This is a genomic window from Exiguobacterium sp. s46, from assembly GCF_018618875.1.
Lineage (GTDB): Bacteria > Bacillota > Bacilli > Exiguobacteriales > Exiguobacteriaceae > Exiguobacterium_A > Exiguobacterium_A abrahamii.
Genome location: NZ_JACSMY010000003.1, coordinates 169,394 through 193,834 on the forward strand (window position 1 = coordinate 169,394; position 24,441 = coordinate 193,834).

At 47.2% G+C, this 24,441-nt stretch carries 26 protein-coding genes; 13 read left to right on the forward strand and 13 right to left on the reverse strand.

Annotation, left to right across the window (positions count from 1 at the left end; all coding sequences use genetic code 11):
* Positions 1-37: 37 nt before the first annotated feature.
* Positions 38-991, reverse strand: a complete 954-nt coding sequence (locus tag KNQ08_RS14050; protein ID WP_214806171.1) for a LacI family DNA-binding transcriptional regulator — start codon at positions 989-991, stop codon at positions 38-40.
* A 17-nt stretch (positions 992-1,008) separates the two neighbouring features.
* Positions 1,009-1,269 (reverse strand): hypothetical protein, encoded by a 261-nt coding sequence (locus KNQ08_RS14055; RefSeq protein ID WP_023469711.1) that lies wholly within the window; start codon positions 1,267-1,269, stop codon positions 1,009-1,011.
* Between the two features lie 171 nt (positions 1,270-1,440).
* Here KNQ08_RS14055 and KNQ08_RS14060 point away from each other — a divergent pair, with 171 nt between their 5' ends.
* Both KNQ08_RS14060 and KNQ08_RS14065 read left to right on the forward strand, forming a co-directional pair.
* Positions 1,441-1,899 carry a MarR family winged helix-turn-helix transcriptional regulator gene (locus tag KNQ08_RS14060; protein ID WP_029342913.1) on the forward strand — a complete coding sequence of 153 codons (459 nt, stop codon included), beginning with the start codon at positions 1,441-1,443 and terminating at the stop codon, positions 1,897-1,899.
* A gap of 145 nt (positions 1,900-2,044) precedes the next feature.
* Positions 2,045-2,677 (forward strand): NAD(P)H-dependent oxidoreductase, encoded by a 633-nt coding sequence (locus KNQ08_RS14065; protein ID WP_023469709.1) that lies wholly within the window; start codon positions 2,045-2,047, stop codon positions 2,675-2,677.
* A 231-nt stretch (positions 2,678-2,908) separates the two neighbouring features.
* On the opposite strand, the gene KNQ08_RS14070 is transcribed toward KNQ08_RS14065, so the two are convergent.
* On the reverse strand, positions 2,909-3,634 hold the full coding sequence (locus KNQ08_RS14070) for a WecB/TagA/CpsF family glycosyltransferase (RefSeq protein WP_149428012.1): 726 nt from the start codon (positions 3,632-3,634) through the stop codon (positions 2,909-2,911).
* An 80-nt stretch (positions 3,635-3,714) separates the two neighbouring features.
* Between KNQ08_RS14070 and KNQ08_RS14075 the strand changes: the two genes are divergently transcribed.
* Positions 3,715-4,374, forward strand: a complete 660-nt coding sequence (locus KNQ08_RS14075) for a uracil-DNA glycosylase (RefSeq protein ID WP_214806172.1) — start codon at positions 3,715-3,717, stop codon at positions 4,372-4,374.
* Between the two features lie 373 nt (positions 4,375-4,747).
* Here the strand turns inward: KNQ08_RS14075 and KNQ08_RS14080 are convergent, their stop codons facing one another.
* Positions 4,748-5,578 (reverse strand): Cof-type HAD-IIB family hydrolase, encoded by an 831-nt coding sequence (locus KNQ08_RS14080; RefSeq protein WP_214725120.1) that lies wholly within the window; start codon positions 5,576-5,578, stop codon positions 4,748-4,750.
* Between the two features lie 178 nt (positions 5,579-5,756).
* Between KNQ08_RS14080 and KNQ08_RS14085 the strand changes: the two genes are divergently transcribed.
* From KNQ08_RS14085 to KNQ08_RS14110, 6 genes are all read left to right on the forward strand, one after another.
* Complete coding sequence (locus KNQ08_RS14085; RefSeq protein ID WP_251133725.1) at positions 5,757-6,962, forward strand: hypothetical protein; 1,206 nt, start codon at positions 5,757-5,759, stop codon at positions 6,960-6,962.
* A gap of 20 nt (positions 6,963-6,982) precedes the next feature.
* On the forward strand, positions 6,983-7,675 hold the full coding sequence (locus tag KNQ08_RS14090) for a response regulator transcription factor (RefSeq protein ID WP_023469704.1): 693 nt from the start codon (positions 6,983-6,985) through the stop codon (positions 7,673-7,675).
* 23 nt (positions 7,676-7,698) lie between these two features.
* Positions 7,699-9,057, forward strand: coding sequence for a sensor histidine kinase (locus KNQ08_RS14095; RefSeq protein WP_251133726.1), 1,359 nt, complete (start codon positions 7,699-7,701; stop codon positions 9,055-9,057).
* 93 nt (positions 9,058-9,150) lie between these two features.
* Complete coding sequence (locus KNQ08_RS14100) at positions 9,151-9,528, forward strand: DUF1499 domain-containing protein (RefSeq protein ID WP_050678428.1); 378 nt, start codon at positions 9,151-9,153, stop codon at positions 9,526-9,528.
* Positions 9,525-10,952, forward strand: a complete 1,428-nt coding sequence (locus KNQ08_RS14105; RefSeq protein WP_064300689.1) for a dihydrolipoyl dehydrogenase family protein — start codon at positions 9,525-9,527, stop codon at positions 10,950-10,952. The genes KNQ08_RS14100 and KNQ08_RS14105 overlap by 4 nt, the downstream gene beginning before the upstream one ends.
* Positions 10,953-10,955: 3 nt before the next feature.
* Positions 10,956-11,489: a DUF420 domain-containing protein gene (locus KNQ08_RS14110; protein ID WP_029342905.1), complete on the forward strand. Its 534-nt coding sequence runs from the start codon at positions 10,956-10,958 to the stop codon at positions 11,487-11,489.
* A 41-nt stretch (positions 11,490-11,530) separates the two neighbouring features.
* On the opposite strand, the gene KNQ08_RS14115 is transcribed toward KNQ08_RS14110, so the two are convergent.
* The 3 genes from KNQ08_RS14115 to KNQ08_RS14125 all read right to left on the reverse strand — a co-directional run bounded on the left by KNQ08_RS14115 (position 11,531) and on the right by KNQ08_RS14125 (position 13,396).
* Positions 11,531-12,298, reverse strand: coding sequence for a flagellar motor protein MotB (locus KNQ08_RS14115; RefSeq protein ID WP_214806174.1), 768 nt, complete (start codon positions 12,296-12,298; stop codon positions 11,531-11,533).
* The gene (gene motA, locus KNQ08_RS14120) at positions 12,273-13,058 is read right to left on the reverse strand and encodes a flagellar motor stator protein MotA (protein ID WP_029342903.1); all 786 of its coding nucleotides are present in this window, start codon (positions 13,056-13,058) and stop codon (positions 12,273-12,275) included. The genes KNQ08_RS14115 and motA overlap by 26 nt, the downstream gene beginning before the upstream one ends.
* A 98-nt stretch (positions 13,059-13,156) precedes the next feature.
* On the reverse strand, positions 13,157-13,396 hold the full coding sequence (locus tag KNQ08_RS14125; RefSeq protein ID WP_023469697.1) for a hypothetical protein: 240 nt from the start codon (positions 13,394-13,396) through the stop codon (positions 13,157-13,159).
* Positions 13,397-13,556: 160 nt separating this feature from the next.
* Between KNQ08_RS14125 and KNQ08_RS14130 the strand changes: the two genes are divergently transcribed.
* Positions 13,557-14,948, forward strand: coding sequence for a TrkH family potassium uptake protein (locus KNQ08_RS14130; protein ID WP_214806176.1), 1,392 nt, complete (start codon positions 13,557-13,559; stop codon positions 14,946-14,948).
* A gap of 52 nt (positions 14,949-15,000) precedes the next feature.
* Here KNQ08_RS14130 and KNQ08_RS14135 read toward each other — a convergent pair whose 3' ends face one another.
* Positions 15,001-16,050 (reverse strand): SDR family oxidoreductase, encoded by a 1,050-nt coding sequence (locus KNQ08_RS14135; RefSeq protein WP_251133727.1) that lies wholly within the window; start codon positions 16,048-16,050, stop codon positions 15,001-15,003.
* A 14-nt stretch (positions 16,051-16,064) separates the two neighbouring features.
* Positions 16,065-18,200, reverse strand: coding sequence for an ATP-binding protein (locus KNQ08_RS14140; RefSeq protein ID WP_214806180.1), 2,136 nt, complete (start codon positions 18,198-18,200; stop codon positions 16,065-16,067).
* Between the two features lie 303 nt (positions 18,201-18,503).
* Here KNQ08_RS14140 and KNQ08_RS14145 point away from each other — a divergent pair, with 303 nt between their 5' ends.
* Complete coding sequence (locus tag KNQ08_RS14145) at positions 18,504-18,890, forward strand: restriction endonuclease (RefSeq protein ID WP_230088865.1); 387 nt, start codon at positions 18,504-18,506, stop codon at positions 18,888-18,890.
* A 171-nt stretch (positions 18,891-19,061) separates the two neighbouring features.
* Complete coding sequence (locus KNQ08_RS14150; RefSeq protein WP_023469691.1) at positions 19,062-19,538, forward strand: LURP-one-related family protein; 477 nt, start codon at positions 19,062-19,064, stop codon at positions 19,536-19,538.
* A gap of 45 nt (positions 19,539-19,583) precedes the next feature.
* Here KNQ08_RS14150 and KNQ08_RS14155 read toward each other — a convergent pair whose 3' ends face one another.
* Complete coding sequence (locus KNQ08_RS14155; RefSeq protein WP_149428005.1) at positions 19,584-20,207, reverse strand: DUF1836 domain-containing protein; 624 nt, start codon at positions 20,205-20,207, stop codon at positions 19,584-19,586.
* A 115-nt stretch (positions 20,208-20,322) separates the two neighbouring features.
* Here KNQ08_RS14155 and KNQ08_RS14160 point away from each other — a divergent pair, with 115 nt between their 5' ends.
* On the forward strand, positions 20,323-20,970 hold the full coding sequence (locus tag KNQ08_RS14160) for a diacylglycerol/polyprenol kinase family protein (RefSeq protein ID WP_064300682.1): 648 nt from the start codon (positions 20,323-20,325) through the stop codon (positions 20,968-20,970).
* A 3-nt stretch (positions 20,971-20,973) separates the two neighbouring features.
* On the opposite strand, the gene KNQ08_RS14165 is transcribed toward KNQ08_RS14160, so the two are convergent.
* The 3 genes from KNQ08_RS14165 to KNQ08_RS14175 form a co-directional block, all read right to left on the reverse strand.
* Entirely contained in the window at positions 20,974-21,834 is an 861-nt protein-coding gene (locus KNQ08_RS14165; RefSeq protein WP_214806182.1) for a tetratricopeptide repeat protein, read from the reverse strand.
* A 141-nt stretch (positions 21,835-21,975) separates the two neighbouring features.
* Positions 21,976-23,100: an alanine dehydrogenase gene (gene ald / locus KNQ08_RS14170; RefSeq protein WP_029342897.1), complete on the reverse strand. Its 1,125-nt coding sequence runs from the start codon at positions 23,098-23,100 to the stop codon at positions 21,976-21,978.
* A 121-nt stretch (positions 23,101-23,221) separates the two neighbouring features.
* Positions 23,222-24,439 (reverse strand): PucR family transcriptional regulator, encoded by a 1,218-nt coding sequence (locus KNQ08_RS14175; RefSeq protein WP_214806183.1) that lies wholly within the window; start codon positions 24,437-24,439, stop codon positions 23,222-23,224.
* Between the last annotated feature and the right edge of the window lie 2 nt (positions 24,440-24,441).

Sequence of the window (24,441 nt, forward strand, 5' to 3'; positions counted from 1 at the left end):
ATTCAAATCGATGAACTCGTCGCTTTTTTATATGGATTCAGGTATGAGGAAGAACGGTCGTTCCAGCAATGAACGCCGAAGGTACTTCGATTTGTGGACGAGCAACGAGATCTTCGCGGACGGTTAATTGAAAAGCATGTCGCCCGATCGTGGCATAAGGGATCGCGATCGTCGTCATCGCTAGGACTTCAGCGAGTTCACTTCCATCAAAACCAATGACAGACAGGTCTCCAGGAACCTGATAGCCTTGTTTTCGGAGTTCCAAGATCAGACCCGCTGCCACGTGATCACTTGCGGTCAAGATAGCGGTCGGTCGTTGTTTTTGTTGCATCCAGCGTCTTGCGACGGTCGCACCGTCTTCAATCGTCAAGGTCTGTTCATAGACGAATTCGTCACGTACGACCTCTTGATACGCATGTTTACGCGCCAAGCTATTCGTACTGTCCGGTCGTCCGAGACAGATGCCGATGCTCGTATGTCCCTGTTGTCGTAGATGTGCAAGTCCTTGTTGAAAGGCCGTATAGTGATCGATATAGACGGCAGCGACATCTTCATGATGTTCACAAAAGACGATCGGGCCATATTGTTCATACGATAAAATCGCTGATAAGGGAAGACTGTGCGACACGACGATGAGTGCGTCGATTTCCTGTTGCGCCAGCGCATCCAGTGCCAGTTGCTCATGCGTTTCCACATAATTCGTTTGCCACGTCAAGAACCGATAGCTCGCGTCAAAGGCGGCTTGCGCGATGCCTTGAAGAATGGCAGCGTGATATGGATGATCAACGAACGGGAGCATGACTCCGACCGTTTTTGTCATACCCGTCGATAGATGAACGGCAGTCTGATTACGGATATATCCGAGTTTTTCGATGGCTTCTCGGACAGCTTGTCGCTTCTCGTTCGCAACGTAAGGATGATCATTTAGTACACGTGAGACTGTCGTAACGGACACGTTGGCTTCACGTGCCAAGTCTCGGATGTTCGTCATCGCGCATCCCTCCTGGATTACATCTTACGAGATAATCGTCGTTCAAGTCGGCGCCAATCCTGTCGGGAGACGGGAGCCGAAAATGGAGCTGTCTGCTCAGCCAATTCATTGATCTTTGAGAGCAGTCTTATTTTTTCTTGAGGAGACAAATCAGGGTATTGATCAACCAACGTGTGCTGACACAAATAATAACCTGCTGGTGTATGCAATTGTTCGATGGCCCACTCAAAAGCAACATTTCGTTTAAACAGTTGCGTTAACCGTGTATGAATCGACATGATGATTACCTCCTTTTTAGTGTATATCAAGACGATAGGCTATGAAACGCGTTTCACGGCAAGAACTATTTTTACGCAGTGGATCGGTTGCAAAAATTCAGCAAGAATTGACCAGTTAGACAAAGAAGTCTATGATTGTGACGATACAACACAAAGAGGGGCGAACGTAAAATGGAATCGACAGACTCGAAGCTGGCATTAAAAATGCTCGTTGTTCTATCTCGGACGATGCATGCGGTGACGGAGCAAGTGAAGGCAGACATCAAAACACATCAGTTGAATTTATCGGAATTCGGAGTTCTGGAATTGCTGTACCACAAAGGGGACACGCCTCTACAACAAATTGGCGATAAGATTCTATTAACGAGCGGAAGTGTGACGTATGTCGTGGATAAACTTGAAAAGCGTGGGTTGATCGCGCGAAAATCATGTGCGACGGATCGTCGTGTCACGTTTGGAACCCTAACGGAAGCGGGACGTGAACTAATGGAAGAAACATTCCCGAAACATGAAGCCTTTTTAGCAGACTTATTTAAGGATTTGTCGGTTTCTGAAAAGGAACAGTTGATTGATCAGTTGAAACGAATCGGTTTACGAGCCGAACATTATACGCCGCTCGAAAATGTGTAAGAATTAGCACTCATAAGATCAAGAAAGCTCAGGTCACGGACTTGAGTTTTTTTTATTCGTTTGGAAGTCAAACTAATTGACAAACGAAAAGGTGGTTGGTATGTTTAGTTACAGAATTTACTTTAAATAAAAGGGAGAAATAATAATGACTAAATTACTTTATGTAACTGTTAACCCGAAAGCTACAGAACACTCTTTCAGCCTTCAAGTCGGTGAAGCATTCCTCGAAAGCTACAAAGCAGCGAATCCTTCAGCTGAAGTAGAAGTTCTTGATCTATATAACGAAACAGTCCAAGAAATCGATACAGATGTTCTTAGCGCATGGGGCAAATTCGCAACAGGCGAAGAGTTAACAGAAGTAGAGATCGCAAAAGTCGGTACGATGACAAAACATCTCGAGCAATACATGGAAGCAGATGAGTATGTCTTCGTCACACCAATGTGGAACTTCTCTTTCCCAGCACGTCTCAAAATGTACATCGACAGCGTTCTTCTTGCAGGTAAAACATTCGCTTACACTGCAGAAGGTCCAAAAGGCTTGATGGAAGGCAAAAAAGCACTCCACATCCAAGCAACAGGTGGCGTCTACACAGGATCTGGTCTCAACTTCGGTGATGACTACCTCCGTCAAGCACTTGCTTTCACTGGTGTAACAGACTACGATGCACTCTTCATCGAAGGTATGGCAATGAACCCAGAAAAAGCAGAAGAGATCAAAGAAGCAGCAATCGCTAAAGCAAAAGAACTCGGTCGTTCATTCTCGACTGTCAACGCATAAGATAAGTGTAAAAAAAGGCTCCCGCCGTGTCGGGAGCCTTGAGACTGAAGACAAAGCGTAATTTTTCTCTTAACGAGAAAGATTGCGCTTTTTTGTTCATCTCGCATCGTTTTCCTGGGACAAGTATCGCGCCGCTTCACTTCGTTGCAGGGTCGCTCTTGCTTGTGTCTCGCCTGAGGAAAGGGCGTGAAAGGACGCGTCATTTTTTAAGTCAGCCCTTTTTGTGTGCGCTCAAGAGAGCGTTGATTTTTTACGAAGCACAAGCGTCAGGAAAAGTAACAAGTCCTTGAGTTTCTCGAATCCACGAGGATGCGTCGAGATACGATAGAGCCACTCTAGCTTGAAGCGACGAAATAATTTAGGCGCACGCTTACTGTGTCCGGACCAGACGTCGAACGCACCACCAACACCGATGAAGATGCCGTGATCGACTTGATCATAGATGGAAGCAATCCATTCTTCCTGTTTTGGCGCACCGAGTGCGACGAGAACAAGATCAGCGTCTGCTTCTGTAATGGCTTGCGTTGCTTCTTCTGTCTTTCCAAAACCATGAAATGTTCCAACGAAGTGGATATTCGGAAAACGAATCGATAACTGACGTATCAACGATTTCATGACTTCCGGGCGTCCACCGAGTAAAAAGACGCGCTTCTCGAGTGCGTCTGCCGTCCGCAATAGTTCACGTGCGGTCTCGATTCCCGGCAATGTCGCAGTGAGCGGTGCTCCCATCCGTTTACTGGCAGCCGTCACACCGATCCCGTCTGGTGTAATGAACGTCGCCCGTCGTAAGATGGCATCGTAAGAAGGTTCGCGCAATGCACGCAACACGAGCTCGGGATTCGCCGTGACAAGAAAGGCTTTTCCGCGGTCGTGTAAGATTGTTTTAATATGGGTATACCATTGCGAAGGTGTCGCATCGACGAATGGTAGTCCGAATAATTGTTTTGTCTGAATCATAGTTTTCCACCTCATCATCCATCATAGCAGAATCAAGACGGACGAACAGCGACTTGAGACTGAAAAAGGAGCGGATTCACGTGCATCCATCTTGGCAAACCGTGTTAAAAGAAGAAAAGGAAAAATCCTATTTTCAAGAACTGTGGGCTTTTTTGAAGGAAGCCTATCAAACGACGACCGTCTACCCTCCGAAAGAGCGGATTTTTCATGCGTTCGATGCAGTCGCGCCAGAAGATGTCCGGTGCGTCATCCTAGGGCAAGATCCCTACCATGGTCCACGTCAGGCGAATGGACTCAGCTTTTCCGTGCATGACGGAGTGCCGATTCCTCCGTCCCTTCGAAACATGTATAAGGAACTCGTCACGGATATCGGTTGTCCGGCTCCGACCTCCGGAAATCTCGAAGCATGGTCCCAGCAAGGAGTATTCTTACTCAATACGTCGCTTACGGTTGAGGAGGGGAAAGCGGGATCCCATGCTAAAAAAGGCTGGGCGCCGTTCACGGATCGGGTCATCGAAGTATTAGGAACACAGACACAACCGATCGTATTCATCCTCTGGGGAAATCATGCGAAGAGTAAAAAAGCGCTGATCGATACGGATCGTCATCTTGTTCTTGAAGCCGTCCATCCGAGTCCTTTATCCGCAAGTCGTGGATTTTTCGGTAGTAAGCCATATTCGCAAACGAATGCTTGGCTGAAAGAGCAGGGAAGAGAGCCGATCGACTGGTGTTTGTCGTAAATCAAAAAAGGCTGACTCAAAAGTCAGCCTGAGACTGAAGACAAAGCGCAGTTTTTCTCTTAACGAGAAGGATTGCGCCTTTTTGTTCGTCTCGAATCGTTTTCCAGGGACAAGCATCGCGCCGCTTCGCTGCAGGGTCGCTCTTGCTTGTTTTTCCCCAGGAAGCGATGTCGAGTGAACAAAATGCTTCTCTGATCCTTCTTCCAGGTATAAAAAAAGACGCGTCACACGCAACTCCTACAGGAAAAAGCGCAATTTTGCGCTGTCAGAGACAAACAAGACCCGTTTTCCTGCTTGAATGAAGCAGGAAAATTGGCTTGTGTCTCGCCTGAGGAAAGGGCGTGAAAAGACGCGTCATTCTTTTTGGAGTTACTTAGCGGCTTGAGATAGCCGGCTCCTCATCCATCATGAACTTTTCGACGACGAGAGCAACACCATCTTCATCGTTCGAAGCGGTCATATACTGTGCCTTTTCTTTGACGGTATCGGCTGCATTCGCCATCGCGACGCCAAGACCTGCCCATTCGATCATCGATAGATCGTTGTTGCCGTCTCCACAAGCAATGACTTCTTCTTGAGCGATTCCCAGTTTTTCAGACAGTAAGGCAAGGCTTGTTCCTTTTGTGACACCATCTTCTGTGAATTCAAGGAAAAATGGCTTCGAGCGAGCTACCGCGAGTTCACCCGCAAGTTCCTGTTGAAGCGTCTGTTCGACGCGCGCGAGGTGCGTCTCTTCTGCCATCATTAAACACTTGACGACAGGTGTTTGAATCGCTGCCTTAAAATCAGCGACAGGGATGACCTCCATGCCTGTCAGTTGTCCTTCGAGCGTCGTATATTCATTCGGTTCCTCTGTCAGGATCTCATGTCCGACATACGTGTGGATGTAGACACCCTCCCGTTTACTCAAATCGTCGAGGCGGTGGACCGTCTCCGGGGAAAGCGTGCTGAGGAAGAGCGATTCGTTCGTTTTACAATCAATGATGGAAGCGCCATTAAAGCTTAGGATGTAACTTCCGTAGCGTGCGAGTTCCAGCTCTTTTGCGAGGTCGAGCATGGCAAATGTCGGACGACCGCTAGCGAGGACGACTTTCTTCCCGCGACGCTGCGCAGCGAGTAAAGCTTCTTTCGTACGTGGTGAAATCGTATGGTCACTTGTCAACAAAGTATCATCTAAATCGAGAACAATCATTTTATACGTCATACATTCAAACCCCTTTCAATTATCTGTATATCGTAACAACTTGTCCCCCGTTCGACAATATACTCTCCTCGAAGAGAGTATGATAAAGTGGAAACAGAGCCCGTACGGAAAGGATTCCAACTTTATGAAATATCTCTTCATGATCATATCAAGTCTATTATTAGCAGGATGCAGTACGATGTTTCCGCATCCCGCCTCTTTACTCGAACATCCGTCCCTTCCGGCATGGGAGCAGTCGTTGAAAGAACGGATTGACCGCGATTTGCCGAAACAGGCAGAGATCGTGGCGCCACGAAATCAAGCGGTATCCCGCCTATACGAACTCGTCGACTTAGATCGAAACGGTAAAGATGAAGCAATCACCTTCTACCGTAGTGAGCAGGACGGGCGCTTCACGATTCATCTTCTCGTCCATGAACGACAAGGCGAAAAATGGCGACTCGTGGCGCGACAGACGGTAGCTGACGGTCGAGCCATCGATCGACTCGAAGTCATAACTGACGCACGACATAAACAAAACCACCTGGTCATCGGTATTACCAGTTATGGTGAAAATACGTTATACATCATTGAACAGTTACTATCGAAGCAACGAGACGTCACGAAAGTCGATCGATACGATCGTCTGTCGGTAGCTGATTTGAATCAAGATCGAGAGCGGGATATGGTGCTTCTGCAAAAGGGCAGTCCGTCTCGTTTGATCTATTATAAAGACATCCTGTCGAAAGAGCACCAAGAGACGACGCTTTCGACGCAGGATGGCGATTTATTCGCAGAACATGATTTATTTGAAGTCGATACGATCAATGCCGCTCGGAATAAAGGCTTGATCGTCTCGTATACACGAGATGCAAAAATGCACATCGCATTATTCCGCTTAGCGAACGATACGTTGGAACAGGTCCGTTTCGGTCAGGTCGATGAGATCGTCGAACCGATGTATACCTTCCCGAAAGATGTCGATCAAGACGGAATCGTCGAGTTTGGTCATCAATACACGCCAGAAGGCAGTAAAGGGCGTGAGGGTGAACCAAAACCACGCATCACGGCATACTACACATGGAATGGATCAGATAATCCACCATTTCTCGAGAGTGGGTTCGAACTGCGAGAAGAGCAGTACATCGATCAAGAATACAATTTCGTCATGCGGTTCCCTGCCAACTGGGCGACGCGTGAAACGATCGAAAAACGCGAAAATCGTGTTCGGTTCATCAATCGAGAAACGAAGCAGATTGATTTCGAATTAGAGGTCATTCCGAAGAATCAATACATTGCGAGTGATCAAAAGCGAAAAATCAAAGAAGGTATCGAATATGTCTATGTGATTGATGCGACGAAGGACTATGAAGTGTTCGTCAATCGTGTCACACTCGTGGAATAAAGAATCAGGGGGAGAAAAGAATGACCAAAATACTAGTAGCCGAAGATGAACATGCGATTCGTAGTTTCATCGTCATTAACTTGAAACGGGCAGGCTATGATGTCATCGAGGCGGAAAATGGGAAAGAAGCGCTTGCGCAATTTGATCAACAAACCTTCGATATTCTGTTACTCGATATCATGATGCCGGAAGTCGACGGTTTTGCCGTCTGTGAACAGGCGCGGGCAAAGGATGAAGTCGTCGGGATCATCATGCTGACGGCACGGACACGAGAAGAGGATAAAGTCATGGGACTAAGCGTAGGCGCGGACGATTACATCGCGAAGCCGTTCAGTCCAGCAGAGCTTCTTGCGCGCATCCAGTCACTGTTACGACGGGTAGAGACGTTACGCCGCAGAAAACAGCCACGTGAACTCGTCTCTGGACCGTTCCGGATTGATTTAGGGGCGAAGCGCGTCCAAAAAGAAGGTGTTGACGTCGAAGTGACACCAACTGAATACGATTTACTTTGCCACTTCATCAAAAACGAAGATCAAGTCATGTCGCGAGATGAGTTACTCGATGCGGTATGGGGTGAGAATTACTTTGGTGATCGGAAGACGGTCGATGTCAACATTCGCCGTCTTCGTCAAAAAATCGAAGAGAATCCAGCGGAACCGAAGTTCATCGAGACATTGTGGGGACATGGATACAAGTGGCGTAACGAAGAATGAAGCGCCAGATATTGATGCGGTTCATGACGATCATCACGGTGACAGTCTTACTCGTCATCGGGATCCTTTCGTTCGTGACCTATAACTATTACTACGTGACGGCGACAGATGTCTTGAAACGTCATGCGAATGCGAGTGCTGTCTTATTTGCGAATAGCGGCCTTGCTTATGATTACGCCGATTCAGAAGCGACGATTCATGATGTACTCGATTCTTACGCTTATCCGGACGCTGAGATCGAAGTGTTGGATGCGACAGGGATTCCGCGTTACTCTTCGACCGGATTCATCTCGGAACGTAAGTTGACGCGAGCAGCGGTCAATCAAGTAAGGGCGGGACAGACCGTCACGAAACGATATGACGATGAAGCGACGGGAGAACATTTACTGGAAGTAACAGAACCTGTCGTATCGTTTGGTCAGACGACAGGAGCGCTTCGTTATACGACGTCGCTTGAGCGAATCGATCGACGTGTGATCGAAATTTGTTTAGCGATCGTCCTCCTGGGTACAGTTATTTGGGGACTTGCCTTCATCTATTCCTCACGTCTCGTCTCGTCGATCGTCCGACCGATTCAAGAAGTCATCGGTGCATCGGACCAAATCGCGAAACAGCATTACGACGTCAAGGTGAACGAGGAATACTCGTTCGAGCTTGGAGAACTAGCGCGGACGATCAATTATATGGGGCAACAGATCAAACAGCAGGAAACATTGAAAGATGAATTCATTTCTGGTATTTCCCATGAATTACGGACACCGCTGACATCGATCAAAGGCTGGAGTGAAACGTTACTCGTCGAACAGGATCAGTTGCCGGAAGAGGCGTCGCTTGGGATGGGCATCATTCATTCGGAGACGGAGCGTTTGATTTCGCTCGTTGAGCAGTTACTCGATTTCTCGAAACTCGAGACGAGTCGCCTCGTCTTATACCGTCAAGAAGTCAACTTGACGGAAATCATCGAGACCGTAACAGCGCAACTTCGTCAAAAGCTGGAAGAAAAAAATGTCCAGATCGTACAGAAGTTACCGGCGCAAGTCGTCGGTCTATACGACGAAAATCGATTGAAACAAGTCTTCTTGAACCTGCTTGATAATGCGATCCGCTTTTCTCCAGTCGGTGGCACGATCACCATTCGCCTCGTTCGTTCAGAGCGTGTGTTGTTCCTATCCTTCAGTGATGAAGGTCCCGGGATTCCGAAAGAGCACTTACGTCACGTCACAGAAAAGTTCTACCAAGTGCAAAAAGGAAAGGGTGGAACAGGGCTCGGACTATCGATTTGCCGAGAACTCGTCGAAGCACATGAAGGCAAGCTATTTATTGATAATCAGCCGGAAGGCGGCGTCATCGCAACGATTCTGCTACCTGTCACGAAAGCGTAAACACTGAGACGGGCAGAGTGAAACAGAAACTGGTAAAGTTAAGTGGATTATAGTACGAAATGGATCAGATGATAGGAAACGGAGGAATCAGTCATGGCACTTGGTGTTTCAAATGGTACGCTTCAACCGCTCTCCGGAAAACCGAACGCGGTATCTACTCAAACCGATCTACAGGATATGAAAATGCGTCCGCTCCCGTTCAAAGGAACGCTTGCAGATTCAAAGTTTCAATTACTACGTATCCTACAAAGCCTCGACCGCGTCAAAGTCGTCAAGGAGGAAGGGACATACATCCACGCCATCTTCACAAGTAAAGTCTTTCGCTTCAAGGATGACGTCGAATTTTACTTCGATGAAGCTGCACAGGTGATTCATTTCCGTTCGGCATCACGTGTCGGGTACTCCGACTGGGGCGTCAACCGTAAACGAATGGAAGACATCACACGTCGTTACGAGGAGGGATCACGATGAAGAACTATCAATTAGTCGTCATCGGTGGTGGTGCAGCCGGAATGACGATTGCTGCCGGTGCAGCAAGTCTTGGCGCGCACGTCGCCCTGATCGAACGCCATACGCATCTAGGTGGAGATTGTCTTCACTACGGTTGCGTTCCTTCAAAGGCTTTGATCGAAGCGGCGCACGATGTCCATGTCATGAAGCGAACGGCTGAAAAATACAACGTGACGCTGAACGGGGACGCGGTCTATTCGAAAACGAAAGCAAGCGTCGATCGGGCACGTAACATCATTCAATCACACGATGGAACGAAACGGTTCGAAGATCTTGGTGTCGATGTCTATATCGGAGAAGCGACATTCCTCAGTGCTCATGAAGTGGAAGTGGCGGGACAGCTTGTCGTAGGTGAGAAGTTTGCGATCTCGACGGGATCTCAACCCATCATTCCACCGATTGATGGACTCGATACGATTGATTATTTAACGAACGAGACGATTTTCGAATTGACGGAGCGTCCGGAGCGACTGCTCGTCATCGGTGGTGGTGCGATTGGTCTTGAGTTATCGCAAGCGTATGCGCATCTTGGAACAGAAGTCACGGTCATCGAGGGTATGAAGACGTTACTCGGAAAAGAAGATCGCGACATGGTCGAAGTCATTCAACGTCAGCTCGAACAAGAATTGACATTACATCTCGATACGAAGGTCACGCACGTCCGCAAGTCAGCCGGGGGCATCGAAGTGACGGTCGAAGCAAACGGCGAATCACGTGTCATCGAAACGGATGCCGTGCTTGTCGCGGTCGGTCGTAAGCCACGCATCGAAGCACTACGTCTCGATCGAGCCGGTGTACACGTCGAAAAAGGATTCGTCCAGGTCGATGGTTCACTTCGCACAAGTCAACGACACATCTTTGCGGTCGGAGATACGATCAACTCGCTTCCGTTTACGCACGTCGCAGGGCTTGAAGGAAAAACGGTCGTCACGAATGCTTTATTCGGTCTACGGACGAAGCCGGATTATCGAGCGGTTCCGTGGGTCACATTCACGACGCCTGAATTGTTCCATCTCGGATTGACGGAAGACGAGGCACGTAAGAAACATGGGGAGATCAAGGTCTATCAGACCGGTCTCGATGAAGTCGATCGTTTCGTCATCAATGGTCAGACAGAAGGGCGCGTCAAGCTCATCGCCGATAAGCGTGGAAAACTGATTGGAGCACATGCAATCGGAGAACAAGCGGGTGAGTGGATGCAAGAAGTCGTCTATGCGATGGCACGTAAAGATAAGGTCGGTCAATTGTCGCGTGTCGTCCACCCATATCCGATCCGTGGTGCTGCTGTTCAGCGTGCTGCTGATGTCTACTGGCGTGAACGTCTATTCGCTGGTCCGATCCCAAAATGGTTGAAACGTTATTTCGACTGGAAACAAGGAGAATGATTCATGCAACAACCTGCTACTAAACGGAATTTCGTTCCGCTCGTCATCCTGCTGACGCTTGTCATCAATTTGCTCGTGGCCCTTTTATTCTTTGCACCACCAGTACAAGTTGATTCAGGATTCGATTGGACGTTGCTTCCTTTTTTGAATGCTATCTTCAATAGTTTTACCTTCATGCTGTTGCTCGGCGCTTGGATTTCCATTCGTCGTGGCAATCGGGTGAATCATCGTCGCTTCATTGGTGGTGCGATGATGACGACGACTTTATTCTTAATTTCGTACGTCACGTATCACGCCGTCAGTGAATCGACGAAATTCGGGGGCGAAGGTTTCGTTCGCCCTGTCTATTTCTTTATCCTGATTACGCACATCATCCTAGCTGCAGTCATCGTTCCACTTGTCTTGATGTCACTCGCGCACGCTGTGAATCAAAACTTCGAGAAGCATAAAAAGTGGACACGCTTTACGATGCCGCTTTGGTTATACGTCAGTTTGACCGGTGTCATCGTCTATATCATGATTCGTCCGTATTATTAAAAAAAGCTCCTTCGTGGCAACCACGAAGGAGTTTTTTACGTTCAGGACTCGACTTTTGTTTCGTCGAGTACATTCGCTTTTAAGTCGATCAATGGTCGAATCAACACTTCGACGCGTCGATTCTGACTGCGACCTGCTTCCGTTTGATTGGACGCGATTGGTTGGAATTCACCGTAACCGCTGACGGTGAAGCGTTTTGGTTCAAGCTTTGGATTCCGTTGTAAGGCACGCATGAAACTGATCGCCCGGTCCGCACTCAGTTCCCAGTTCGACGGATACTGTGCTGTGTTGATTGGAATATTATCTGTATGTCCAGACACTTGAATCTGACGTTGCCCTGCTTTGACGAGTAGTGCACTCATCCCCTCTGCGATTTGAAGCGAGCGTCCTCTTACTTCTGCTTGAGCTGGTGAGAACAACGCTCGGTCGCGAATCGTAAAGACAAGTCCTTCATTCGTGATTTCGACCTTGATGTCTTTTTCAAGTTTTTCATTCTTAATGTATTGATTGGCTTCTTCTTTGATTTTTTCGAGTTCTGCGATTTCATAGCTTTGTGCCTTCGTCCGCGCATCGAGTTTTTTCGAATCCTCTTCTTCTTGAGTAGAAAGTGAACTGTTCGTGATCATCCCTGATCCACCGTTGAAGACAGAACTAAATGTCTGTGACATCGCTTTTAGTTTCACGACATCGACACTACTCGAAGCAAAAAGTACGATGAAGAGTGCCAGAAGTAAGGTCAATAAGTCGGCGTACGGAATTAACCAGCCTTCGGAGATATGTTCGTCATGCGGCTTCTTTTTCCGCTTCATAGTTCGCACGCTCCTTCGGTGTCAAGTACACAAGTAGCTTATCCTCTAAGTTTTTCGGTGATTCACCGTTTTGAATCGAGAGAATCCCTTCAATCATCATCTCGTATAATTGAATCTCGTTCGCTGATTTTTGCTTCAGCTTCGTTGCGAACGGGAACCACAGGACGTATCCGGTGAAAATCCCGAATAGTGTTGCGATGAAGGCACCTGAAATGGCGTGACCTAATTTTTCGATATCCGATAAATCGGATAAGGCGGCAACGAGACCGACAACGGCACCGAGAACTCCGAGCGTTGGTGCGTAAGTACCGGCTTGCGTGAAAATGTTCGCATTTGCATGATGGCGTTCCGTCATGTTTTCGAGATCACGTGTCATGACGTCCTCGACATATTCGGATGGTTGTCCATCGATGACCATCATGACGCCACGCTTCATGAAGGCATTATCGACTTCTTCAAGTGCTGACTCGAGAGATAACAGACCTTCTTTACGTGCTTGTGTCGAGAGTGTCAAAAATTGTCCGAGCAACACTTGTTTCGTCATCAGCTTTTGTTCGAATAAGATGACTTTAAATAAGGCAGGTAAGACTTTCAATCGTTCCTTCGGGAAGGAAATCATGATGGCAGCTGCTGTCCCGACGAAGATGATGACGAGGGCTGCTGGGTTAAGCAAAGCAACGGGAGGCGCACCTTTTAAGATCATACCTCCGACTAGTGTGATGAGACCAAGAATGATCCCGATGATCGACACGATATCCATGATTGATGTGTGCCACCTTTCTGTATGTAATCCGTATAGGAACGAAAAATAAAAGAGCAGAAGACACTTCTTCTGCTCGGAAATCCAAAAACCGAGAATCAAGCGCCGTTTTCGTCGATTAGCATTTGAATGCTTTCGTTTCGTTCGTCACGCTCTATATCGGTCAGTACGTCGTATTTTTTTAACACTTGATACAATTCATTTAGAATCGGTTGCTCCAAATGTAATGATAAGAGTTCCTCGAATTGATAATACAATTGCGCAGGCATCCATTGTGATTGTCGTTCCAGCCTTCGCCAGACATCCTCAATCGAATGATCAGCCGTCTTAGGGTCCACTGTTTCCCTCAACCTCCTTTAATGATTACACGTCCACTTTTATCTAGTTTACCAAAAAAATACGAAAACGTTTAGTCGATTGCATATTTCGATAGAACTTCTTAATTCGAGGGAGTATGATAAAGACAATTCTGTCTGAAAACAATCTAGGGGGAGTAAGATGTTCTCGCATAAAAGACGTTCACGACTCGCACGCTTCGGGCGTTTAGGTGAATTGATGTATCATCAGCTGTTCGATAAACCGGCACGTTTTATCGCAACTGGCTTTACATTGACGATTTTACTGGGTGGTTTTTTATTGTGGCTTCCGATCTCGCAGCAAGAGGGGCAAGATGTATCATTCATCGATTGCCTATTCGTTGCGACATCGGCAGGAACCGTCACAGGACTGTCACCGATTAATATTGCCGAATCCTATAATTTACTCGGTCAAATCATCATGATGCTCTTAATTCAGGTCGGTGGACTTGGATTCATGACGATCGCGCTCGTCTTGCTGAGCGTCACGGGACGAAAAATCGGGATTCGTCAGCGGATCATTATCCAAGAGATGTTTAATCTCGATAGTCCGGGCGGAACGATTCGTCTCGTTCGTAATATCATCGTCACGACGGTCCTCGTTGAAATCGTCGGCATGTTTTTGATTGCGCTTGATTTGTTCATTCAATACAAATACAGCTTCGGAAAAGCACTCTATTACGGTTTGTTCCACGCCGTATCTGCCTTCAACAATGCAGGATTCGCACTATGGGGTGATAATCTAATCGGTTTCCAACAAGATACGACATTCATTCTGACGATTGCAGCGCTCTTGATGATTGGTGGTCTTGGTTTTACGGTCATCGCGGATATCGCTGGTAAACGAAACTTCAAGAAAATTTCGCTCCATTCTAAATTGATGGTGCTATCACTACTCGTCATCAATGGACTAGGTGTTTTAGCAATGATGCTCTACGAGTGGGTTTCGAACTTGGGTTCATTAAAAGATGAATCGTTCTTCAGTGCGCTCCATATCGTGTTCTTTCAAGTCGTCACGACACGAACGGCTGGTTTCCAGACGATCGATTTAACGACGATGGTGCCGCTCTCGATCGGTTTGATGATGGTTTTGATGTACATCGGGGCAGGTTCCGCATCAACAGGTTCCGGGATCAAGGTCACGACGGCAGCGGTCATCTTGAAGAATGTCTGGACGTATATACGCGGACAGCGTGAAACGGTTCTGATGCGTCGGACTGTTCAGACGCAAGCGATTCAAAAGGCATATGCGATTGCTGTCTTCAGTTTATTGTTCATCGCTTTGATCACGACGTTCCTGGTGTTGACCCAGCCGAATATTTCCTTTATTGGTCTATTCTTTGAGACGGTTTCGGCATTTGGAACAGTTGGTCTTTCTTTGAACGTAACAGCTGAGCTCAATAGCTTTGGTAAGTTTTTAATCATGTTCATGATGTTACTCGGACGTGTCGGCTCCTTGACGATTTTGTTCACGTTCGCGACGCAACGAGACCGGACGATTCGTTATCCAAAAGAAAATATGTTGATCGGGTAACCGATTTAAAAAGTCCAATCGACTTCCCTTGAGGAAGAACGATTGGACTTTTTTAGTGTGTCGCATGTGTTTGGTAATACTGGACGAGTCGAGGCATCGTTTCTGCAAGGTCTGGACAAATAATACCAGTGTCCCGTAAGTCACGTAAGGCATGTGTCGTGTCATATTGAACGGGATGAATGAAGTAGTCAAGTGTCTGCCGTTGCATCTGAAGTCGTTTCGCGACAGCTGGAGTCAATGCCGTGCTAACGAGTCGAAACGGAACGATTCCGCGCGGATAACGTCCGTAATAGGCGACGTGTAACATCTCAAAAATCGCGCGTGCACCATGTGGGAATGGATCCGTCAGATGATAGGTCTTATTTCTTCCGACCGGTGCATGACTGAGATAAGCGGTCGCTTCAATGACGTAATCATAGGGCACGAGATTGACGAGTGCGTTTGCTCGACCGGGATACGGAAGAGGAGCAAAGGATTGCAGGAGACGCATCGCGTTCAAAACGAAATAAACACCATCCCACTTCGGTGTTTCGCCCGTTTCGGAATGACCGACGACGATCCCAGGACGGATGATTGTATAGGGGATCGTTCCGATTTCTTTACGGAAACGTACCTCTGCTAAATATTTCGTTTCTTCATAAGCATTTTTAAAGGCACTTGCTTGTAACTCATCTTCTAGAACCATTCCGGAACGAAGACCCGAGACATACGCTGTACTGAAGTAGATGTAGCGCTCTAAGGTCCGACACGTATGAGCAAACTGTGTCACGTTCGCGGTACCGATCACATTGATTCGAAAGGCGGGCTCATATGCTGTTGCTAAATCATATAGCGCCGCGAGATGAAAGATGTGTGTGACGTCTTGTTGCAACATCATCCGCGCCTCTGATGATAAAGCAAGCTGTTTGACCGTGATATCGCCTTCGTGCAATACAAGTTGCTCCGATCGTAAGGATGTACGTTCTAGAAGATCCTGGCGTCGCTTAACAGCTGCGTTTCGTTCTGACGATAAATGAAGCAAATGAAAACAAGCGATTTGATCCGGTACACGTGCCAGTTGTTCGATCAGTTTGGTCGCTAAAAAACCGGGGAAACCCGTCATGAAGTAGGTCCGCATCAATTCCATTCCTTTCTTGGATCACGTTCGAGTACAACGGTGAACGTCGAACCATCATTGATTTCTGATTCAACGGAAATCGCACCTCCGTGTGATTCGATGATTTCCTTACAGATGGCAAGTCCGAGTCCGGTTCCGCCGATTTTCCGGATGTCTGAGTTATCGACCCGGTAAAATTTCGTAAAGAGCTTTTCAAAAGCATTTTGTGGAATGCCGAGTCCATGATCAGTCACAGAGAACGTTGCTTGTTCCGGGTTTGCTGAAAGAAGGACTCGAATATGATTCGCCTGTGGAGAGTACTTAATGGCGTTCGAAAGCAAGTTCAAGATCACCTGCTTGATTTTGTGCTCGTCCGCAAAAATCAGAACAGGATCCTCTGGTAGTTCTAGATCAATCCGATGCGTTTCGACGGTCTCGCCATAGGCATCGACGGTTGATGCGAGAAGATCGCGCAACGAGAACGACGTGAAGGTATACTCCTGTTTTCCACCTTCTAGACGCTGAATGTCTAAAAACTCATTTAATAGCGTCGTCAATCGTTTCGTCTCTTCGTGGACGATCTCAACATACCGTTCGATTCGATCAGCCGATTGTTTCTTATATCGTAGTAATTCCATATAGCCAAGAATGGAGGACAGTGGCGTGCGCAACTCATGCGATACTGTACTGACGAGTTCATCCTTTACTTGATCCATCTTTGCTTCCTCTGTCCGGTCACGGAAAACAAATAGGAAGCCATGACGAGAAATGCGACTCTTCTCCTTTTTGATCGCAGTCGCATAAAATTCGAAATAAAGTGGACTGGACTCATTTGGTCGCTGTAACGTGAAACGAAACGATAGTTCAGAATGTTTTCCGGCGAGTAATTCCTCTACTTGTCGGAGCATCTCGAATCGAGTATTCAAATCGAGATTCGGAATCAGACTGATTCGTTCTTGAATCTTACTTGGTGCAATGCCTGGGACATCGAGTAATTTGCGTGCTTTGACGTTCATGAAGATGAAACTCCCATCCTCTTCTGTCAGTAGGAACCCTTCATTGGATGCCTGAAGAATCGATTGTGTGATATCACGCTGGCGCATGATGGCATTTTTTTCGCGTTCAAGCATTTTCTCAATCTTTTTTCGTTCTGTAATATCACGAACGACGGCGACACGCATCCGGATGTTGTTGTAGATGATTTCACGCGGAAAAACTTCGATTTCGACAGAGGTTCCGTCGGCACGTTGACCGAGGACTTCGTATGGTTCTTCTCGATGCTCCTCGATGCGTTGCAAGACACGCGCGTGATGATCCGGATGAATCAATTCAAGCGTCGTCTTGCCTTTCATTTTCTCGAGTTTCGTCCGGAAAATGACTTCTGCTGCGCGATTGGCATCGATGATGATGCCGTGGTCATGAAAGATAACGGCTTCAACGACGGATTCCGAGAAGAGTCGGAAGCGGCGTTCGCTTTTCGTCAGATGCCATTCGATTTGTTTTTGCGGTGTGATGTCCTGAATGAGAAGGAAGTACGTATCGTTTGGCAACCGTGTCATATAAAGGCGTCCATGGAACGTTGAGCCATCCAAACGATGATAGGTCCATTCATTTTCGGCTTCCCGTCCATGCAGTAAAAACAGTTGCGCGTCCGATAAGTCTTTTAAGTTCAATTGTTCGAGATGTTGACGGCGGGTAGCGATTTCCTTCGCATCATGTAGAATCGTCGCTTGGAGACCAATGATGTCTTCGGCATGCTCGAAACGGAATAAGGTGCTTGCCACTTCGTTACAAGTTTGAATCCGAAACTCCGAGTCGGTGATGAATAGAGCAGTATCTAGTGTTGAATTGAATAAGTCCTCGATTTTCAGGGGAGCGACATGGACAAGAAAATAGTCCGTCGCTTCAATCGCTGTGACTGTTAATTGATGTGTCGTTGAAATGACGGCTTCCTTCTGTAATGGAAAGAAATCATCCGTGATGGGAAACAGCTCCTGAACGGTTTCGATATTCGGAGTGTTCATGAACTGGTGTTGAAACGCGTCATTATGAAATTGAATCCTTCCATTTGCATCGACAAGAAGAACGGGGTCTTTCATAGCACGTAACGTCGCGTGAATGATTCGTAGCGATGAAGGGGATGAATGTTCTGCCATGAGCTACCTCCTGACTGGTCTTCGACCATGGATTTTAAGACAGTCTTTCCTCGTTAGTTTACTTCTGCAAGACGAGTCGTGTTTCCTGTTGAAGGAAGCAACCGACGAAGAATTTTAGTATAGTGAAAAAAAGGTCACGACGAAGTAGAGGGGAAAAGCACGATGAAACGATTAAAACGAAAACGATTGTTACTAGCAGCTTTGTTTGCAATGATAGGAATTTTCGGAACTTATTTTTTTTCGAGTTCTTGGGAACCTTTAATCTTAATCATCAGTATAGTAGGGTGTATCCTTTTTCTTCTTTTGTCCATTTTAACGCCGTCGCTTGAAAAACGACTCGATCGAATGGAAGGACGAGAATTTGAAGAATGGCTTGCCGATTTATTTGAAACAGCAGGATATCGGGTCGAGTTGACACCTGCTTCACGCGACTTCGGAGCAGATTTGTTGATAGAGGATGAACGAGGGTATAAGATTGCCATCCAGGCAAAGCGATATAGTGCGGCTGTAGGGCTCGAAGCGGTTCAACAGGTCGCTGCCTCGGTTCCATTCTACGGGATGGACGAGGGATGGGTCGTTACGAATTCGACCTTTACGGAAGCTGCGTATCAGCTAGCGGAACCAAATCAGGTTCGCCTCATTGATCGGGAAGAATTGCTCGCATTTGCAAAGGAGATGAACCTGCATTGAACATGTCGAATGATTGTCGACAAAAGGGGGTTGTCAATTTGGAGAAACGGTGCAATAATCATTTTCGTTAACGAAATATCATACAGATAAAGAAAGTTAAACTATACAGGATGTCTAAATAAACTGGGGACGAAAAACCAGCACGTTTTAGCAGTGAGAGGAGAATTTCTGTTGCGCAAAGTTGTCTATGTGCAGGGTTGCGTTTTTTCGCAAGGTCATGCCGCGATTTATGATGAAGCGCACCAAATGATCGGTGCGGTTCAACACGACGAGAATGGTCGTGTTCAAGTAATGAATGGTGAAGGTAGAGGGGTAGCGTTTGGTAAGTTCATTCCGACGTGTAAGAAGTGGGTCGTGATGAACCATGATGGACAAGAGGTAGGTCAAATGCGTGAGAAGTTTTCGCTCTTCTCGAAGAAATGTGAGTACAACGTGTATGAGCGTGGTACATTCACGATTTCCTTCGACCTGACAAAAGGAAAATTCTCCGTACGGAGTGCAGCTGGAGAAGTCGTTGCTGAATTGTTGCAAGACGGTGATGAGTACCGTCTCGTCAAGGATGCGGACAAACTCTCGATGTACGAACTACTCTCTGTCTTGAAAAGTCTGACGAACAACGTCCACTATAAATCACTGACAGCCGTCTAAATAAAAAAAGATGCCTTCCATGACATGGATGGCATCTTTTTTTCATCATGTCGTTTGCAGAACATGATGGAGGCGTTGTTTCGCTTCGTGTGTTAAATGCGATACACGACGGGCATAGAGACACAGTTGGAGAACGTGGACAGTTTCAGGGCGGTAAGCGTTAATGCGCTCGAGCGAGCGTCTGAGACGCTTCTCCGTCAATTCGATCGGACCACTTGTCTCCGCGTGTTGCGTATAGACGAGATAAAAATTAAGCGGACTGATTAAATCATCCTCATCAATATTCGGATTCTTGAAGACGATCGTCAGCAGTTCTCGTGTTTCTTCTAACGAGAAGAGGTGTTTTAAATCATCCAGTAAATAGATGATCGAAGCCTGATTGATCGAGTACTTCTTTCCGCGATGCGGTACGCCGATGATGTCCCGGACTTCACGTTTCGTCCAGTTCTGGATCGTCGTCGCTGACATATGTTCGCCGATCAGGGCATTTGCCAAATGAACGATTTCATTGATGGATAGACCATTTTTTAATGGATCGAATTGCTTCAAGCGATTGATGACCTTCGGCAATTCTATGCCTTCCGTTGCGACGAGGGGTTCGATTCCTTTTCCTTCGTTCAAGCGTTGCAGACAACTTGATAATGTTTGGACTGCTTGAGCATCATACATTTCCAAAACTTCCTCTCTAGGACGTCATTTGACCTTATGTTATCAAATGAAGGTTCAATAGGGCAAATGGCAACTGAAACAACGTACAATAATAGGAAAGAAAGGGGGAATGACGATGGAATGGATAGCTGCTCTTGGCACGATTGGAATCGTCGGGCTAGTTCTCGTCATCCTGGAAGTCATTGGACGCCGTTTCGGCTTTTCTCCCGAGACGGTTCGAAAATGGATTCATATTGCTGTCGGTCACTGGGTATTTCTTGCGCTGCTCTGGCTGGATCACTGGTACGTTGCGATCGTACCGTTGTTATTCTTTGCTGTCGTGAATCTAGTGACACTACGAAAAGGAATCGGTCAGATGCACGACGTCGATCGTCCTTCTTACGGAACGGTCTATTATCCACTCGCTCTAGCGGGACTCGTCCTGTTCTTCTTCGAGCGACAGCCGATGGCGCTCATTGCGGGAAGCATGGTGCTTGCTTGGGGTGACGGTCTCGCGGCTCTCGTCGGAAAACGCTACGGAAAGACGTTTTACGTCCGTGGTGAGACGAAACGATCCTTTGAAGGAAGTATCGCCCTATTTTTGGCGTCATTCCTCGTGTTGACCGTGACGTTCTTGTTTTATGGACAACCGGTTTGGCTCGCTGTCAGTTATGGCTTCTTGCTTGCGAATATCGCAGCCTTGATCGAAGCGATTTCATATCGCGATCTCGACAACTTGATCTTGCCATGGACGATCGCGGCACTCGTCGCGTTTGCTTTTTAACGTTCAGTCGCGTAACAACAATTGTTTGAAATAGAGAAAGCGTAATCGAATATAGTCCGGATACGCACGCCAACCTGCATGACGGATGGTCATATCCCGACACATATCCTGAAAGACATGGCGATAGATCTTTTCTTCGGAATCGTCATAAACAGCTGCGAACAAGCCATGCTCGAGCATGTTGGAAAGGCATTCGTCGAGCTTAGCGTAGAGGGTCTCGTCGCTGTCTTCGCGCAATGTAGCATGCAGCTTCTCATATTGAATACTTTGATTGACAGAAGCTGTCGCATGAAAGACGGTGGTTTTGTCGAGATGAGATACGCCAAGGATTAAGGCATAGAGTGCTTCCAACATGTCGATCGAATGACCGTCTAATTGTTGGATGGAATCAATGGCCATCAGCGTATCGATTCCAGATGCGCCAACCTTCTTTAAATATGTAAACGCATGAACAGCTGACTCCCCATAAAATTGACGATGATTGTAATGGACGGCAAGGAAACGATGTCCTGCTGGCTCTTCAGGGAACCGTGTGATGGCTGAAAGGAAAAACTGTTCTGCTTCGTGCATATATCCTTCATCTTCACTGATGATACCGAGGAGTATGTATCCGTGCACATGCTCACCGATTTGCTGATGTGTCTCTTCGATCAGCCGGCGCGCTTGAGTGTGTTCGTTCTTGAAGTAAAGGGAATGAGCTGTAGCGATGTTGAGCAATGGATGAGATGGGACGAGAACACGTAAGCGCTCGGTTGCGGCAATACGTACGCTCTCTTCTGTATCGGATGTCAGTGCTTCGAGTAACGCGACTTCAGCAACGTGGCTCTGAAGTTCAAGAGAATGGGCGGTTATGGTTTGTGTCATGTAATGAGATCCTTTCTACTAGTTCAAAATCATAAGTCTTCGTTTCTCATCATATGACAAGCCGAGTGCTGCCTCAAGAAGCAATAAAAAATAGTCGATGGTTCCTCAAAAAGGAATCATCGACTATTTCTACTTTCAAGATCATGCGTGTAGGTGAAGCACATCTTCAACGGATTTGTACGTGTATCCGAGATCGCGTGCGACTGCTTCGTACGTGACGAATCCTTGCGCGACGTTCAATCCTTTTTCAAGAGCATCGTTTTCAGCAAGCGCACGGTGTGTGCCTTTGTTCGCGAGCTCAAGGACATACGGAAGCGTTGCGTTCGTCAATGCTAGTGTAGACGTACGTGGAACAGCACCTGGCATGTTCGCGACAGCGTAATGAACGACACCGAATTTTTCATATGTTGGGTCATCATGCGTCGAGATACGGTCGACCGTCTCGAAGATACCACCTTGGTCGATGGCAACGTCAACGATGACAGCGCCCGGCTTCATGCGTTTGACCATGTCGGCAGTGACGAGTTTCGGTGCTTTTGCACCTGGAATCAAGACAGCACCGATGACGAGATCACTCTCAGCGACCGCTTCAGCAATCGTGTACGGGTTGGAGATCAACGTGTTGATCGAGTTACCGAAGATATCATCGAGCTGACGAAGGCGCTCTGGGCTGACATCGATGATCGTGACATCCGCACCAAGACCAACCGCGAGTTTCGCAGCATTCGTTCCGACGACACCGCCGCCGATGACTGTGACTTTTCCACGACGAACCCCAGGAACACCTGCAAGCAGGATGCCCATACCACCGTGTGGTTTTTCCAAGAACTGTGCACCGATTTGCGATGCCATACGTCCTGCGACTTCACTCATTGGTGTTAACAATGGAAGGGTGCGGTTCTTTTCAACCGTCTCATAAGCGATTGCTGTGATGTTCGAATCAACGAGTGCACGTGTCAGTTCTGGCTCAGCCGCTAAGTGAAGATACGTGAACAATGTCAGATCCGGACGGAAGTATTGGTACTCTGAAGCGATCGGCTCTTTAACTTTTAAAGCGAGTTCGGCTGTTGCCCAGACTTCAGCAGCAGTCGCGATGATTTCAGCACCAGCTTTGACGTACTCTTCGTTCGTGAAGCCACTCCCCATACCTGCCATTGATTCAATGATGACACGATGTCCTTGTGCATGTAACGCTGCTACCCCGGCAGGTGTTAATGCAACACGGTTTTCGTTGTTTTTGATTTCCTTTAATACTCCAATGATCATGTGAACGCGATCCCCTTTCGCAAATAAACAAATCAATTTCTCTTCATCTTCAGTATACGAGAAATGAAAGCGTTCTACTTTATCGGTGTTTTCAAAAATAACCGATATCCTTTGTGAAAAATCACAAAGGATATCGGTCTGCTTTTAGATACAAATAAAGTAAGGCGCGTTCAGGTAAAGATTCCATTCGAATGCCCGCTTCCTCCTCGATCCGTCGCATCCGATAGAGGATCGTATTCGGATGGACATGGAGATGGGAAGCGACTTGTTTGACGTTTCCATCATAATGAAGGAACCATTCTAGCGTCTCACATAAGGAGGAGGCATGTTTCACATCGTAAGCACGCAGCCGTTCGATTTCTTCCAAGCGAACCGTCCGCCGTCGCAGACGCTCCGAGAAAATCGGTAAGAGCTGGAATAAGCCGAGGCGTTCGTAACGGGTCACGTTCTTCAGCTCAAATGGGAAGGCGTCTTTTAGACGCAAGACAATGCCCGCTTCTTCATAGCGCTCGGGAATCGCTTGGACGCCGGTGAATACTTCACTACTTGCTGCGACGAAGTCCGTATAATCGAACCGCTCCGCGAGTAATTGTCGAAACGACTGGATGAAGGCGTCAAATTGCAGACGTTCTTGTTCTGCGTCGCGGTCGTTTGTGCTGATCCACAAGATGAAATCCGTCTCATCATACGCATAAAGTAACGGACGAACCGTCTGCTGAATCGTCAATAAATAGCGCAGGCGATCGGCGAGACGCGGTGTGATTGCCTCTGAAAATCGAATGACCGTCAAACGACTGATGCCAGGTGGTGCGACATGGAGTTTAGAGAACATCTTCAGGATTTCCGACTCGGATAATTCTTCATGTAATAACTCGAAGAAAAACTGTTCCGTCTGCTCTTCCTTCCGTTTTTTCTGCATGTCGATCGCCAGTAACTGACGTTGAGCAAGTAGAGCTCCTTTCTTTAAGTCCGCTAGTTCCGATGGAGTAAACGGCGTGCTTCGGGCAATCGACCAGATATAGCCGAGAATTTCTGAATCTTGCTTGATCGCAATGGCGACACGGTCATTCAGTCCGACATCCGTGCGTGCAGAAATAATGAGTGGATCATCTTGTGTAGCAAGGCTCTGGATGACTTCATCTTTCCAGAGTTGGTCGATGACCGATTCCGGTACCCGGCGACCAATGATCGTTGCGACACGGGCAGGGTCTGTATCGGCCGTATGCGTACTATACGCAAGAAGGCGGTGATTGCGATCTTCAATCGTAATCGGGGCATTCAAGGCAATACCGATCGCTTCCGCTAAGTCGTCTAAGGAATGATATGAAGCTTCTAACATGG

What these genes read in the sequence shown, in the direction of transcription:
- motA (WP_029342903.1), bottom strand. Translation starts at nt 13,058, where the DNA reads ATGGATATCGTGTCGATCATCGGGATCATTCTTGGTCTCATCACACTA.
- KNQ08_RS14135 (WP_251133727.1), bottom strand. Translation starts at nt 16,050, where the DNA reads ATGACGGGTTTCCCCGGTTTTTTAGCGACCAAACTGATCGAACAACTG.
- KNQ08_RS14100 (WP_050678428.1), top strand. Translation starts at nt 9,151, where the DNA reads ATGGCACTTGGTGTTTCAAATGGTACGCTTCAACCGCTCTCCGGAAAA.
- KNQ08_RS14175 (WP_214806183.1), bottom strand. Translation starts at nt 24,439, where the DNA reads ATGTTAGAAGCTTCATATCATTCCTTAGACGACTTAGCGGAAGCGATC.
- KNQ08_RS14095 (WP_251133726.1), top strand. Translation starts at nt 7,699, where the DNA reads ATGACGATCATCACGGTGACAGTCTTACTCGTCATCGGGATCCTTTCG.
- KNQ08_RS14070 (WP_149428012.1), bottom strand. Translation starts at nt 3,634, where the DNA reads ATGATTCAGACAAAACAATTATTCGGACTACCATTCGTCGATGCGACA.
- KNQ08_RS14140 (WP_214806180.1), bottom strand. Translation starts at nt 18,200, where the DNA reads ATGGCAGAACATTCATCCCCTTCATCGCTACGAATCATTCACGCGACG.
- ald (WP_029342897.1), bottom strand. Translation starts at nt 23,100, where the DNA reads ATGATCATTGGAGTATTAAAGGAAATCAAAAACAACGAAAACCGTGTT.
- KNQ08_RS14055 (WP_023469711.1), bottom strand. Translation starts at nt 1,269, where the DNA reads ATGTCGATTCATACACGGTTAACGCAACTGTTTAAACGAAATGTTGCT.
- KNQ08_RS14115 (WP_214806174.1), bottom strand. Translation starts at nt 12,298, where the DNA reads ATGAAGCGGAAAAAGAAGCCGCATGACGAACATATCTCCGAAGGCTGG.
- KNQ08_RS14160 (WP_064300682.1), top strand. Translation starts at nt 20,323, where the DNA reads ATGGAATGGATAGCTGCTCTTGGCACGATTGGAATCGTCGGGCTAGTT.
- KNQ08_RS14165 (WP_214806182.1), bottom strand. Translation starts at nt 21,834, where the DNA reads ATGACACAAACCATAACCGCCCATTCTCTTGAACTTCAGAGCCACGTT.
- KNQ08_RS14080 (WP_214725120.1), bottom strand. Translation starts at nt 5,578, where the DNA reads ATGACGTATAAAATGATTGTTCTCGATTTAGATGATACTTTGTTGACA.
- KNQ08_RS14090 (WP_023469704.1), top strand. Translation starts at nt 6,983, where the DNA reads ATGACCAAAATACTAGTAGCCGAAGATGAACATGCGATTCGTAGTTTC.
- KNQ08_RS14110 (WP_029342905.1), top strand. Translation starts at nt 10,956, where the DNA reads ATGCAACAACCTGCTACTAAACGGAATTTCGTTCCGCTCGTCATCCTG.
- KNQ08_RS14050 (WP_214806171.1), bottom strand. Translation starts at nt 991, where the DNA reads ATGACGAACATCCGAGACTTGGCACGTGAAGCCAACGTGTCCGTTACG.
- KNQ08_RS14065 (WP_023469709.1), top strand. Translation starts at nt 2,045, where the DNA reads ATGACTAAATTACTTTATGTAACTGTTAACCCGAAAGCTACAGAACAC.
- KNQ08_RS14130 (WP_214806176.1), top strand. Translation starts at nt 13,557, where the DNA reads ATGTTCTCGCATAAAAGACGTTCACGACTCGCACGCTTCGGGCGTTTA.
- KNQ08_RS14155 (WP_149428005.1), bottom strand. Translation starts at nt 20,207, where the DNA reads ATGTATGATGCTCAAGCAGTCCAAACATTATCAAGTTGTCTGCAACGC.
- KNQ08_RS14085 (WP_251133725.1), top strand. Translation starts at nt 5,757, where the DNA reads ATGTTTCCGCATCCCGCCTCTTTACTCGAACATCCGTCCCTTCCGGCA.
- KNQ08_RS14105 (WP_064300689.1), top strand. Translation starts at nt 9,525, where the DNA reads ATGAAGAACTATCAATTAGTCGTCATCGGTGGTGGTGCAGCCGGAATG.
- KNQ08_RS14060 (WP_029342913.1), top strand. Translation starts at nt 1,441, where the DNA reads ATGGAATCGACAGACTCGAAGCTGGCATTAAAAATGCTCGTTGTTCTA.